Source organism: Corynebacterium sp. 5QC2CO (assembly GCF_024580435.1).
Classification (GTDB): Bacteria; Actinomycetota; Actinomycetes; order Mycobacteriales; family Mycobacteriaceae; genus Corynebacterium; species Corynebacterium jeikeium_D.
Window position 1 is genome coordinate 276,947 of sequence record NZ_JANIKI010000002.1, and the last position, 13,747, is coordinate 290,693.

General features: G+C 57.5%; 12 protein-coding genes. 8 read left to right on the top strand and 4 right to left on the bottom strand.

What is annotated here, in order from left to right; all coding sequences use genetic code 11:
* Window positions 1–276: 276 nt before the first annotated feature.
* From NQ014_RS03225 to NQ014_RS03235, 3 genes are read right to left on the bottom strand one after another with little or no spacing between them, the layout of a single operon-like run.
* Window positions 277–708, bottom strand: a complete 432-nt coding sequence (locus NQ014_RS03225) for a hypothetical protein (RefSeq protein WP_257073702.1) — start codon at window positions 706–708, stop codon at window positions 277–279.
* 51 nt (window positions 709–759) lie between these two features.
* Complete coding sequence (locus NQ014_RS03230; RefSeq protein ID WP_048733265.1) at window positions 760–2,505, bottom strand: DEAD/DEAH box helicase; 1,746 nt, start codon at window positions 2,503–2,505, stop codon at window positions 760–762.
* Entirely contained in the window at window positions 2,502–2,750 is a 249-nt protein-coding gene (locus NQ014_RS03235; protein ID WP_005509477.1) for a DUF3039 domain-containing protein, read from the bottom strand. Before NQ014_RS03235 ends, NQ014_RS03230 begins: the two co-directional genes overlap by 4 nt.
* A gap of 174 nt (window positions 2,751–2,924) precedes the next feature.
* On the opposite strand from NQ014_RS03235, the gene NQ014_RS03240 reads away from it, so the two are divergent.
* From NQ014_RS03240 to galE, 6 genes are all read left to right on the top strand, one after another.
* A complete protein-coding gene (locus tag NQ014_RS03240; RefSeq protein WP_257073703.1) occupies window positions 2,925–3,464 on the top strand; it encodes a DUF3099 domain-containing protein in 540 nt (179 codons plus the stop codon).
* Between the two features lie 38 nt (window positions 3,465–3,502).
* Window positions 3,503–5,068, top strand: a complete 1,566-nt coding sequence (locus NQ014_RS03245) for a class I SAM-dependent methyltransferase (protein ID WP_257073704.1) — start codon at window positions 3,503–3,505, stop codon at window positions 5,066–5,068.
* Complete coding sequence (dtd, locus tag NQ014_RS03250) at window positions 5,069–5,503, top strand: D-aminoacyl-tRNA deacylase (protein ID WP_257073705.1); 435 nt, start codon at window positions 5,069–5,071, stop codon at window positions 5,501–5,503. It abuts the gene before it with no gap.
* A 136-nt stretch (window positions 5,504–5,639) separates the two neighbouring features.
* The gene (locus NQ014_RS03255) at window positions 5,640–6,629 is read left to right on the top strand and encodes a sigma-70 family RNA polymerase sigma factor (RefSeq protein WP_257073706.1); all 990 of its coding nucleotides are present in this window, start codon (window positions 5,640–5,642) and stop codon (window positions 6,627–6,629) included.
* A 303-nt stretch (window positions 6,630–6,932) separates the two neighbouring features.
* The gene (locus NQ014_RS03260; protein WP_257073708.1) at window positions 6,933–7,613 is read left to right on the top strand and encodes a metal-dependent transcriptional regulator; all 681 of its coding nucleotides are present in this window, start codon (window positions 6,933–6,935) and stop codon (window positions 7,611–7,613) included.
* Window positions 7,610–8,593 carry a UDP-glucose 4-epimerase GalE gene (gene galE, locus NQ014_RS03265; RefSeq protein ID WP_257073710.1) on the top strand — a complete coding sequence of 328 codons (984 nt, stop codon included), beginning with the start codon at window positions 7,610–7,612 and terminating at the stop codon, window positions 8,591–8,593. The genes NQ014_RS03260 and galE overlap by 4 nt, the downstream gene beginning before the upstream one ends.
* A gap of 26 nt (window positions 8,594–8,619) precedes the next feature.
* Here galE and NQ014_RS03270 read toward each other — a convergent pair whose 3' ends face one another.
* Window positions 8,620–9,732, bottom strand: coding sequence for a DUF4192 domain-containing protein (locus NQ014_RS03270; protein WP_257073712.1), 1,113 nt, complete (start codon window positions 9,730–9,732; stop codon window positions 8,620–8,622).
* A gap of 229 nt (window positions 9,733–9,961) precedes the next feature.
* Between NQ014_RS03270 and NQ014_RS03275 the strand changes: the two genes are divergently transcribed.
* Window positions 9,962–11,164, top strand: a complete 1,203-nt coding sequence (locus NQ014_RS03275) for a PAC2 family protein (protein ID WP_257073714.1) — start codon at window positions 9,962–9,964, stop codon at window positions 11,162–11,164.
* Window positions 11,165–11,206: 42 nt separating this feature from the next.
* The gene (locus NQ014_RS03280; protein WP_257073778.1) at window positions 11,207–13,726 is read left to right on the top strand and encodes an RNA helicase; all 2,520 of its coding nucleotides are present in this window, start codon (window positions 11,207–11,209) and stop codon (window positions 13,724–13,726) included.
* The last annotated feature ends 21 nt before the right edge of the window (window positions 13,727–13,747 follow it).

The window sequence follows — 13,747 nt, forward strand, 5'->3', positions numbered from 1 at the left end:
TTCAATAATCAGCAGACATCCTGTATTGCACGCATGTTGAAACGTTTACCGCATGTAGGGGATGCCAAATGTGGGTACTTTCTGACACCAATATCATTACCAATACTCGGCCAAATATGAGATTTCACTAAGAAACCCCCGGTCGAAACTGCAGGCAGTTGGACTTCGGGGGTGGATTACGGGGTTAGCTCATTTCCTGATTGCGCATCTGGCGTTCACCGAAACTCCGGGCCCAAAGTAAAACCGCTATTGACTTCGCGTCCGAACTCACTCCGATTACTTCTTTGGCTGATCGGTTCCCATCTGATTAGAGATGCACTCGACATACTCTCCAGAGGTGCGCTCGAACTTCTCGCACTTCGACATCGCATCTGATGTCGACGAATACAGCATCAGCGACACCACGGCGGCTGCAATACCCGTCACAATCCCGACAACGCCCAATCCGAACGAACCGCTGATGACAGCGTCTCCCCCAGCTGCCTGCACGCGCCTCTTCGCGCTCATTGCCTTCGCCATCGCGATGATGCCCAGAACAATGCCAAAGGCGCCGAGGATGCCACCAACAATCATCCAGGACATCAAGAGTCCGCCGACGCCAAAGATCAGTGCCAGCACGCCAATATTCCGACCGTCATTGCCTGGTACAGCCGACAAACCACCGCCGGTCAATTCCGACGGCCTCGACTTATCACTGCTTGCCGACATTCTTCTCTCCACCATAATTTGCCCGATAGATTGCTCAGTTCGTTTGAAACCCTACCAATTACGCAGGTAGCTAATGCGATCGCGCAACTGCTCCTCCGTACACAGTGCAGTCGGCGGGCCACCACAGGCGCGCCGAACCTCGTTATGCACCTGACCATGTGGCTTACCGGTTCGCGCCGCTGTCATCGACACCAGCGTATTGAGCTCCTTCCGCAACTTCGGCAACACCTCACTGGCCACCTTCTGCGGCCTCGGGTACGCCGATCCCTCAATGCGGTGGACCGCGCCCCCTTCGCCTCCGCTTGACGACGATTCCCTCGCCTCCTCGCGGGCTTCCTTCTCTCGGGCACTGGCGGCTTTAAGCTGTTCATCCTGCCGCTGACGCAGCAGGAGTCGCATCTGGTCGGCGTCGAGAAGCCCTGGCAAACCCAGATAGTCGGCCTCTTCGGCGGAACCGGCAACGGTTGCGGTGCCGTAGGAGGAGCCGTCGTAGATGAGGTAGTCGAGTTCAGCATCCGCGCCAATGGATTCGTAGGCCGGCAGCAATTCGTCGGGCTCATCCTTGCGGCGATTGGCTTCAGCGACCAAGTCATCTTCCCAGCCTTCCGAAGGCCGATCCGGCTTGCCGAGCACGTGGTTGCGTTGCACCTCCATCTGCGAGGCCAAGTCGAGCAGCACCGGAATCGACGGCAAGAAGACGGAAGCAGTCTCCCCCGGCATGCGGCTTCGCACGAATCGTCCGATAGCCTGCGCGAAGAATAGTGGAGTGGAGGAACTGGTCGCGTACACACCGACCGCCAGCCTCGGCACGTCCACGCCTTCGGAGACCATGCGCACGGCCACCATCCACTCATCGGTGGACTCGGAGAAAGTCTTGATTCGTTCCGACGAGCCCGGTTCATCCGAGAGCACCAACGCCACCGGCGTAGAGGCAATCTGCTCCAGGATACGTTTGTACGCACGAGCAGTTGCCGCGTCGGAGGCGATAACCAGGCCACCCGCGTCCGGGATATGCTGCCTCATCTGCGAGAGACGGGTGTGTGCTGCCCGCAGTACAGAAGGCATCCACTCGCCCTTCGGGTCAAGCGCGGTGCGCCAAGCACGCGTGGTCTCCTCTGGGCTCATCACAGTCCCCAGTCGCGCAGCGAACTCATCACCCGCGCTGTCACGCCAGCGAGCTTCACCGGAGTAAGCCAAAAAGACCACTGGGCGCACGACGCCGTCGGCAAGCGCATTGGAATAGCCGTACGTGTAATCGGCGACGGAACGCGAGTATCCATCGCCGTCCGGCGAGTAGCGAACAAACGGAATCGCCGCATCATCGGAGCGGAACGGCGTACCAGTTAGGCACAGGCGGCGCTCGACATCGCCGTAAGCTTCGGAAATGCCGTCGCCCCAGCTCTTGGCATCGCCGCCGTGGTGCACCTCGTCCAGAATCACCAATGTCGGCCGAGCGGTGGCTACGGCATGGTGCTTAAACGGATGCACTGCGACTTGGGCGTAGGTCACAACAATTCCCTGGTAGGAGGGGTTTACCACACCCTTGGCGTTGGTGAATTTGGGATCCAACGCAATCCCCGAACGAGCAGCGGAAGCAGCCCACTGCACTTTCAGGTGCTCAGTGGGAACTACGACGATGATGCGCTCGACAATCCGACGCGACAGCAACTCACTGGCGATGCGCAGGGCAAAGGTCGTCTTACCTGCGCCCGGTGTCGCCACTGCAAGGAAGTCCTTGGGGTTAGTCGCCAGGTATTTGTCGAGGGCCTCCTGCTGCCATTTACGAAGCCCGCTCACTTGCGACGCAGGGACTTGTAAATCCGCTCGCAGTCAGGACATACCGGCGAACCCGGCTTCGCCGACTTCTTCACAGGGAAGGTTTCACCGCACAGAGCAACGACGTAGGAGCCGTTGACCGCGGAGTTCACGATCTGGTCCTTCTTGACGTAATGGAAGAACTTCGGAGTGTCGTCCCTCGTCGACTCATCGACGCGGGTATCAGTGCGTTCAATCGTCTTTGTCGTCTTCAATGGAGTGCTCACAGATTCCAATTGTGCCCCATCGGTCAAATTATGCCTAGCGACCCAGGTGCTGGCCGCTGCTGACCGCTGCCTTCCACAGCCATCCACAACATCGCTACGACTACGCGAGCATGCGGCTGCAACGGGCATAGCTAGTTGAGACGACCCCACGCCACAGGCGTATGCTAGACAACCATGGCGCGAATCAATGACCGTCGCGACTCCGCGCTGCCGAAGCGCGGAAGTTCCCGGCGACGCAAGAAAGACGCGGCGTTGATTACCGACGCCCGCGGCTCTCGAATTCGCAACTATGACCACCGCCGCCACGTCTACGCGGCCCTGCAATGGTCTCGCATTCCGCTGCTGCTTCTTTCCGGCGCTTTTTATCTGTGGTGGGATGTGCCGTGGATTGCGGCGATTCTCATGGTTGTCTCCGTACCGATGCCGTGGATCGCGGTTGTCATCGCCAATGGTGTTGGAGAACCCGCTGACAAGCGCAAACCGCGCGTCTACAAGCCTGGAGTTGTACGCGAGCAAAACCGCAAATGGGAGGAGCAGCAGCGCCAGCGCGCCCTCAAGGAAGCGGAGATGCGCGCACTCGGTTCTGCCGCCAGTACCGATGACACCGACACACCGCCGCAGTCAGGTAACGAGACCACCTCAAATCCCTTCGATGATGCAAATATCATCGATATGCCGGAAGACGACGATCCGTCATCAAGCTCCCCTAACTAGCCCCTGCGCCCCGCTTTACGACGAAGGTAGTGCCTACGATGACCTTTTCCCCCTCCACCTTCACCCCACCGACTGATCAGCAGCTTCGTGCTTTTGTCGACTGTGCGGAGGAATTCGCAACCACGCTTAGGCGCCTTGAGTTTTCCGACGAGTCACTGCGTCGAGTCCTAGGCGCCGAGGGGTTGGCCGCGCTGGACCGCGGTGAACCCGGCGTTGTCGATGTTCTACTAACCGAAACTGAGGGCGTTTCTGCGGATACTGTGACCGCGTTGCGGCTTCTCATCCTGGGCGATTTCGCCGACGCAGAGCAGCTATTTGGGGCTGAGCTGACAGCCAAGTTACTGGACAGCGGCATACTTGCCGGCACCGCCGCCAACGCACAGGTGTGTATCGATGTGCGCCCGGTCGAGATTGCGGGAGTCGACCGTATTGTCTTTTCCGACCGCGACGCCTCTATGAGCGATCACGTTCCTGGACCCGATCATGTCCTGGGCGTAGGGCGGGCTTCCCGCTCCCTCCTCGATATTTCGCCGACCTCGGCGGTGGAATCCGTCCTCGATCTCGGCGCCGGTTGTGGCATCCAGAGCCTTGCCCAGCCTGATGCAAAGTCGATTGTCGCGACGGACATTCACCCCCGGGCGCTGTTTTTTGCCCGCGCTACTTTCGCAGCAAATAGCTTCGACCAGGCGCAGGCCCTCGAAGGTTCGTGGTTTGAACCGGTTGCAGGACAAAAGTTTGACCGCATTGTGGCCAACCCGCCGTTCGTCGTAGGGCTGCCAAGTGTGGAACATGTTTACCGTGACTCAGGATTGAATCTGGACGGTGCCACCGAGCTTATGATCCGCAATCTGGCCGACTATCTTACCGACGGCGGCACGGCGCATCTACTCGGCGCTTGGGCCCATATCGAGGGCGAAAGTTGGCAACAGCGCATCGCCTCTTGGCTCCCTGCTGAGGGCCTCGAAGTGTGGGTAACACAACGGGATCTCGCTACGCCGGCGGAATACATCGGCACCTGGCTTCGAGACGAGTCCATCGACCCCCGCAGTCCAGAAGGCTGCGAGCGCTCCCGTGCCTGGCTGGAGCATTTCCGCAACAGCGGTGTGACAGGCATCGGGTTCGGCTACATCACAGTCCAACGCATCAACGGCCCGACTTCCGCTGCTTGTGAGGAAATGCCTCAGCCTTTGGGTGCTCCCTTCGCCGCCGAAGCCGAGGAGTATCTCGGCCGCGCCGAATGGCTTCGTACACAAACTGCTGGCACCATCCTCGAAGCTGCCTTTACTGTGCGCCCCGGCGTCGCCATCGAACGCGTTTCGCTTGCCGACGTCGAAAGCGGCCAGGGCTTCACTGAGTTCGATACGCGCATCTCACGCACCGACGGCCCCGCCTGGACACACTCAATCGATGAGTCCGTGGCAACCGTTCTGGGTGCGCTGCATCCCGAAGCTGCGCTGGGCTCCGTCATCGACATCATGGCAATGTTTGGAGCCTTCGATGAGTCCAAAGTACCTGCAATCAAGGACGCCCTAGTTCCCATTGTCGTTGACCTGGTTCGCCATGGTCTGATTCTCCCCACCGAGCTCTTGGAGGATAAACAGTAAATGAAAGCCGTTCTCACCCGAGTTAAATCCGCGTCAGTCACTGTCGACGGCTCCGTTGTTGGCCACGTTGACGGAGGCGATACTGGCGCCATTTTGGCGCTCGTAGGCGTTGGCCGCGAGGACGCTGCCGATGCTTGGGAAACGATGGCCCGCAAGATTGCGGAGCTGCGCATTCTGGATGGCGAGCTCAGCGCTGTCGACGCTGGCGCCCCGGTGCTCGTCGTTAGCCAATTCACGTTGATGGGGGCGACAAAGAAGGGACGGCGGCCGTCGTGGGTAGACGCAGCTCCGGGCCCAGAGGCCGAGCCCGTCATTGAAAAAATTGTCGAGAACTTGCGCGATCGTGGCTTGACGGTCGAAACGGGACAATTTGGGGCAATGATGGAGGTCACATCAGTCAATGATGGACCCTTTACAGTTCTCGTGGAATGCTAGTGACGGTAGTCATTCTTAACATTATATTTGCATGGCAAAATTACCCTATTGACATTCATCGTCTTTCACGGGAACATTTTCGTAACTCCGTGCGTTGTAGTTATTGAGTCCACTTAAAAATCCAGGAGGCAGATTCATGAAGAGTGCCGATATTCAAAATGACGAACTGGAAGGTCAGGCAAGGGACAAGGGGCGCCGCTCCGGCAATAACTCCAACCCGTCCGCCGATTTGGTTCGTGTGTATTTGAACGGCATCGGAAAGACTGCTCTTCTCAGCGCTGAAGAAGAGGTGGAGCTTTCTAAGCGCATTGAAGCTGGCGTATACGCCGAGCATTTGCTGCAGACCGGCGCGAAAATGACCCGCGCAAAGAAGCGTGATGTCAAGATTTTGGCGAAGGAAGGTAAGGCCGCACGTGCCCACCTACTCGAAGCCAATCTCCGTCTTGTGGTCTCGCTGGCGAAGCGCTACACCAACCGCGGCATGCCGCTGCTGGATTTAATCCAGGAGGGCAACTTGGGCCTCATCCGCGCCATGGAAAAGTTCGACTACACCAAGGGCTACAAGTTCTCCACCTACGCAACGTGGTGGATTCGGCAAGCTATTACCCGCGGTATGGCTGATCAGTCGCGCACTATTCGACTCCCTGTCCATTTGGTTGAGCAGGTCAACAAAATTTCTCGTATCAAGCGTGAGCTCTACCAGCAGCTCGGCCGTGAGGCTACGAATGAGGAATTGGCAGAGGAATCCGGCATTCCAGAAGCCAAGATTGAGATGCTGCTGCGTCAGTCCCGCGACCCGGTGAGCTTGGACATGCCTGTGGGCACTGATGAGGAAGCTCCTCTGGGAGACTTCATCGAGGACTCAGAGGCAACTGATGCCGAGGAGGCAGTTGTCGCTTCCCTGCGTCACCACGATGTCCGCAAGGTTCTGTCCACTCTCGAGATTCGGGAGCAGGAAGTCATTAAGCTCCGCTACGGTCTCGACGATGGCCTGCCCCGCACGCTGGATCAGATTGGCCGCCACTTTGGCCTGTCTCGAGAGCGCGTCCGCCAGATTGAGCGGGAAGTAATGTCCAAGCTGCGCGAGGGCGACCGTGCTGACAAGCTGCGTGAGTACGCAAACTAACGCCACATGGCGGTGACATCGATAGGGTTCCCAATTTCAGCCCTGAGCTAGAGCTGGACTTCAATGCCGACCCCGTGCGGGAGTTTCATCCACACTGGCGGTCGGCGTTTTCGTCTGCACGTCGAGCTTCCGACATCGCGTACGCTCCCTTCCGTCTCAGCAGCGCCCACCGAACCAAGCTTTTCGCTGCCTAATCGGCACCAAAGCCACTGGATTTGCGAGCCCTAACATCATTCTTGCGCAAGTGTGGTTATCCTAATACTTGAGTGAAAACTTTTAAGACTGTGTTATCGGAGGAAAACCGTGAGGGATTTGGTTGACACCACGGAAATGTACTTACGTACGATTTTCGAACTCGAAGAAGAGGGCATTATTCCTTTGCGTGCTCGCATTGCCGAACGCCTTGAGCAGTCGGGGCCGACCGTTAGCCAAACCGTTGCGCGCATGGAGCGCGATGGCCTTCTCGTAGTTGCCCCAGATCGCAGCTTGCAGCTTTCCGACGAGGGCCGCAGGCTGGCCACGGCTGTCATGCGTAAGCACCGCCTAGCTGAGCGCCTACTTACGGATGTCATTGGCCTCGAATGGGACAAGGTTCACGATGAAGCCTGCCGCTGGGAGCACGTAATGAGTGACGAGGTCGAGCGCAAACTTCTCGACGTGCTCGACTCTTACACACGCTCCCCATTCGGCAATCCGATTCCCGGTTTGGAAGACCTCGGTGGGACTCAGTCACCAAAGCCGTTAGAGAACGTTCGCCGACTGTCCGACCTAAACCCCGGTGAATACACCATTGAAATCGTCCAGATTAACGAAATCCTGCAGGTCGAGCAGAGCTACATGAAGCGTCTCCACAAGGCCGGAATTATGCCGGGTGCTGAGGCACTTGCCGAGGTTGCCGCCGGCCGCGTGACTCTCGCCCGCGGTGATCATTCTCTTGACATTCCGGATACTCTGTCTCACGCGATCATGGTGATTATCAAATGAAACTCCTCGTCACTGGTGGTGCCGGCTACGTCGGTAGCGTGTGCTCGGCAGTATTGATTTCTCTTGGCCACGACGTCACCATTCTGGACAACTTCTCTGTTGGCAACCGTGATGCGGTGCCGGAGGGCGCGACCCTAGTCGAAGGTGATGTGGCGGACAAGGCCTACGAGGTTCTGTCCTCCGACAGCTTCGACGGCGTCGTTCATTTCGCTGCGAAATCGCTTGTTGGCGAGTCCGTCGAAGTTCCTTCCGACTACTGGCACAACAATGTGGGCCAAACCCTGAAGCTACTCGACGCGATGCGTGATACCGGTACGAATAACCTGGTGTTCTCTTCGACAGCTGCAACCTACGGTGAGCCAGAGAAGACACCAATTACCGAAGACATGCCAACCGCGCCGACCAACCCTTACGGTGCCACCAAGCTGGCAATGGACTACGCCATCGCCTCTTACGCCAAGGCATACAACATCGGCGCCACCAGCTTGCGTTACTTCAATGTGGCGGGTGCCTGGGGCGGTTTTGGCGAAAACCGTGAGGTGGAAACTCACCTCATCCCACTGGTACTGCAAGTTGCGCTCGGTCACCGCGACAAGATTATGGTCTTTGGCAATGACTGGCCGACTCCGGACGGCACCGCCGTGCGTGACTACATCCACATCAAAGACCTCGCCGATGCGCATGTCTTGGCACTGGAGTCCAACACGCCGGGTACGCACCGTATCTTTAACCTCGGTTCTGGCGACGGCTTTTCAGTTCGCCAGGTCATTGAGACCTGCCGTAAGGTCACCGGTCACCCGATTCCCGCTGAGGATGCGCCGCGCAGAGCTGGCGATCCGGCAACCCTTATTGCCTCTTCTCAGCGCGCCATGGACGAGCTCGGATGGAAGCCCAATCATACGGAGCTGGAAACCATCGTCGCCGATGCATGGGAGTACACCAAGACCCTCGGCGACCGAGCCCACTCGGCGCACCGCTAGGTACTGCAGCACAGTTTGCAGGGGCGCTAATCAATACGCGGCATTTTCACCTTGTATACCCTGCGCAGTACCTCTTGTGCCGCACCAAGAATTGTGCCAACGCACCTCGGCACAATTTGATTGGCGACCGCAATTTCCAGCAACTGAGTCAGTGAATGATTCGGCTGCTCCGCCGCTGCCTCATCAAGGGCTGTTTGCGCATAGTTCTCCAGCCCAGCCGCGAACTTTGCGATGGCAAAACACGCTAAAGCGTTTGCACGCAGGCTGCCGCGGTGGACAATTGCGGCCTCGCGCCAGATTTCTCCCATTGGTTGCGCCAACTGCGTAGTAATGAAAATCATGGACATATCGCGCAAGGTGACGTTGGTCAGTGCTGCTGCAATGGCATATCCTGCGTTTTCATCGCGCACCGCCTCATGTGCATCCATAACACCATCGGCCACGTTTTCCACGGCGGTTTTTAGCATGTCGAAGTGCTCAATAAGCGCGGGATTGTCCGAACCAATCTTGAGCTTCCTCGGCTGCTCAACGGCTGTCGCTCGTTCCCGGAGGCGTTCAATCAGAGCCCTGTCTTTACTGTCGCGGAATTGGCCACCTCGAAAATAGCTGCGGTACTCCTCATAGTTTTTGAAAATCTGCTCTCCCTGCCGGGAGATTAGATTTGCATTGTCGGTCATCAGACTGTCACCGACAATGCCGACGATCTCTCCCTGCTCGTCCGTGACAACTTCCCCCGCCGCAATAGTGGCAACGCCCGCCAAACGCACCTCGTGCAGGCCGCCTTCTCGCAGCCAGCCTGTAATAGGTGTTGAGTTCTTTTCAATCCCCCAGGATTCGTCGATGATAAACACATCTGCGTGAGTGCATCCTTCATCGAGCAGGAAGTCCGCGGCTGCCCGCACCATGTCCGGGTTGTTCTCCATCGAGTCCACATCCTTAATCAGCATCGGGCCAGCATGCGCTGTCGGATCAAACTCGACCTTGCCATCGATGAGATCTTCGACCTGCTGACGATACAACGCCGCAATCACTACCTGCCCCCGCGGATAGAATCCAACGATTCCCGGCAGGTTCGTCAGAAAAACACTCGGCTCAATTTCAGGCTTTTGTCCTGCACCGAAGTTCTTTTTGTTTCCCATTAATTCCTTACCCCTTTTCCCCCATTGGAATAGCTCGACAGCGGACAATCCTCTCGCCATCTGGTGGCTCTCATTGTTATCGAATCCGCAAAAGCCTTGCTTGTGCGCGACCGGAAAAATCGGCCCATCTGTGGACTACTTTCAACTTGTGGATAACTGGAATAATTTCTGCGGTATCGTGGTTGTTTACTTCAAATGACGAAAAATGTGATGCAGGAGGTAGTCGTACGTGAGTGATCCGACCGACAAGCCTCAGGGCAATATGTACGAGGTAGTTTTCCCGGTTCCTGACGTAACGGGAAGCGAGGGGCATCTGACCCTGGTCATTGCACTTAGCGGTTATGCGGATGCCGGTAATGCCGTCTCGGAATCAGCTAGTTTCCTCTTGGACGCTCTCGAGCACCGTCCATTGGTGAACTTTTCTATCGACGAGCTGATTGATTATCGTTCTCGCCGTCCCTCTGTGACGATGAACCACGACCAGATTGTGGATGTATCCGATTTGAACCTGTCGCTCAATGTGGTTCGCGACAACATCGGCAAGCCGTTCTTACTGCTTTCTGGCCCTGAGCCAGACATGCGGTGGGAGGCTTTCTCGACTGCCGTGGCAGATTTGGCGGAGCGCTACGATGTCGGTCGGACTGTGTCGCTGTACTCGGCGCCGATGACGGTTCCGCACACCCGACCGCTGGGTATCATCGCCCACGGCACAGATAAGCGGAAACTCGGTGATATGCATACCTGGGGAAACCGCGTCACGGTTCCGGGTGCTGCGAGCCTGAACATTGAGTACGAGCTCGCAAGCCGCGGTTGTGATGCCTTTGGTTTCACCGCACAGGTGCCACACTATGTCGCGGCCTCTGAGTATCCGCTGGCGTCACTGCGGCTGTTGCAGGAGGTAGCAAAGCTAGCCAAGCTCGAGCTCCCGCTTGAGGCGTTGGAGAAGGAATCCGCGCGGGTGGCGGAGCTGCTCAATACGCAGACGAATGATTCCGGCGAGATCTCTCAGCTGGTCAATCTTCTCGAGGAACAGTACGACCAGGAGGTTCAACGTCGTCAAGAGCTGGAGGCGTCTCCCCTGCTTGGGCCTAACGGCGAGATGCCTTCGGCCGACGAGATTGGCGCTGAGTTCGAGAAGTTCCTCGCTTCTCAGCCGCTGCGTCCAGTAGAAGATTCTTCCTCGCTTGACGACGAGGCGGAGACCCCGGCCAACGCGGATTCCTCGGCAACTACATCAGAGGACACTGACGCACACTCGGAAGAACCCGAGTCGGCCTCGGCGGATGATAGGTCTGTGGAGTTTTCTGCAGACGACACTGCCGAACAGCCTGAGTCCGAACAGCCTCGGGAAGAGCAGGCGGAAAGCGAAGAATCCGGTGAACCGGAAAAGCCTCGCCGTCGGCGCGGCTGGAAGCCCTGGTTCCGCTTCTAATCCGGGGTTACCGCTAGGGTGGGAAGCGTGTCACTATCTGAAATGCTTCCCGACCTAGCTGAGGTTCCTGAGTCCCTTTTCGACGATGCGATTATGGACTCGTTCATTGCCTGGACCAGGGATCAGGGCATCACGCTCTACCCTGCCCAGGAGGAGGCCGCTATTGGTCTCGCTGGTGGCGACCACGTCATCCTTGCCACTCCGACAGGGTCGGGCAAGTCCATGGTGGCTATTGCTGCCCACTTCTGCGCCCTCGCTCGTGGCCAGCGCAGCTTTTACACAGCGCCTATTAAGGCCTTGGTCAGCGAGAAGTTCTTTGCCCTCTGCGAGGTCTTTGGCGCTGAGAATGTCGGTATGATGACCGGCGATGCCACCGTCAACGGTGGTGCACCCATCATCTGCGCAACTGCGGAAATTGTCGCCAATATCGCCCTGCGAGACGGGGCCGACGCCGATATTGACCAGGTGGTAATGGATGAATTCCACTTCTATGCGGATCCCGATCGCGGGTGGGCATGGCAAGTGCCCTTACTCGAGCTTTCCCGTTGCCAATTCCTGTTGATGTCCGCCACTCTCGGAGACACCTCGAAGTTTGAGACGGATTTGAAGGAACGCACGGGACTCGACGTCAACCTTGTTACAGGTACGACGCGCCCGGTACCGCTGGATTTCCACTATGTCTACACACCAGTTCATGACACGCTGGCGGAGTTGCTGGAATCCGGCAAAGCCCCAATCTACATTGTCTTTTTCTCCCAGCGCCAAGCAGCTGAACAGGCGCAAGCACTGACCGGTCTGAAGCTGCTGACGAAGGAGGAAAAGGAGCGGATTCGCGAAGAGATTGGCGATTTCCGGTTTACCACGGCCTTTGGTCGAGTTCTTTCCAAGTTGGTGCGCCAGGGCATTGGCGTCCATCATGCGGGAATGCTGCCGAAGTACCGTCGCTTGGTTGAGCGTCTCTCTCAGACTGGTCTGCTGAAGGTCATCTGTGGCACGGATACCCTCGGCGTCGGGATCAACGTGCCTATTCGCACGGTGCTGATTACCGGTTTGGCCAAGTTCGATGGCCGTCGTAGCCGTATTCTCAAGTCACGCGAGTTCCACCAGATTGCTGGACGAGCCGGCCGTGCTGGCTACGACACCGAGGGCACCGTAGTTGTCGAAGCACCTGAACACGAAATCGAAAACGCCAAGCTGCGGCGCCGTGCCGGCCAGGATGAGGCCAAACTGAAGAAGTTGCGGCTGAAGTCCGTTCCCAAAGGCGAAGTGACATGGTCGGAAAAGACCTTCGACAAAATCGTTTCTCAGCCACCAGAGCCGCTGACCAGCCGCTTTGTAGTTACCAACGGTATGTTGCTCAACGTCATTGCACGTGGTGGCGATACCTACGAACACATGCGTCATCTGCTGCGCACCAATCACGACACCCGCCACCAGCAAAATGAGGCTATTCTGACCGCAATTGAGCTCTACCGCGGTTTGGTCAACGCGGGAATCGTCGTCACGCATGGCGAGGGCGATGACTGCCGCCCCAAGCTGACAATGGAGCTGCAGCGTGACTTCGCGCTCAACCAACCACTGTCGCCTTTCGCCATCGCCGCGCTCGAACTGCTGGATAAGGACAGCCCGAACTACGCACTCGATGTCATCAGTGTGTTTGAGTCAATTCTGGAAGACCCTCGCCCACTGCTCATCGCGCAGCAGAAAAAGGCACGCGGTGAAGAAATCGCCGCGCTCAAGTCCGAAGGCGTTGATTACACCGAACGTATGAACATCGTCGAAGACATCACATGGCCGATGCCGCTTGCCGACGAGCTGGAGGGCGCATTCGACACCTATGCTCAAGGCCACCCGTGGGTGCGTGAGTTTTCGCTGTCGCCCAAATCTGTGGTGCGCGAGATGGTGGAAAAGGCCATGACTTTCTCGGACGTGGTATCTGAGTACGGAATCGCCCGCTCCGAAGGTATTTTCTTGCGCTACCTCACCGATGCCTGGCGCACTTTGCGACACACTCTCCCACCGGAAGCTGCTAACGAGGAGCTCCGGGACATTGTGGAATGGCTCGGCGAGCTCGTTGTGCAGGTGGATAACTCCCTGGTAGATGAATGGGCGCAGATGGCCGATCCGGACAAGCCATTGGACGAAGAAACTCTCAAAGAAGCGGCTTTTGGCACCGACGAGTCTCGGCCTCTTACCGGCAATGAGCGTGCATTTACCCGTATGGTGCGCAATCTCATGTTCCGCCACGTGCAGCTCTTTGCCTTTGAAAAGGAGGAGGAGCTGGCCGACCTGGACAACTACCTCGACGACGCACCAGATTGGCCTGCCGCGATGGATGACTACTTCGATGAATACGATGACCTAGGGATCGATGCAAAGGCTCGCGGCGGCGATATGATTTCGATTGACCGCTCGGCTGGTGAGGGTCTTTGGCATGTGATCCAGATACTTGATGATCCCGAGGGCGACCACGGCTGGCGCTTTGAAGCGGACGTTGACTTGGCTGCATCTGATGAATACGGCGAGGTCAGGTTGGCATCGCTGCGAATTATTCAGGGATAAACGCAAAAACCGGGCTGGAAC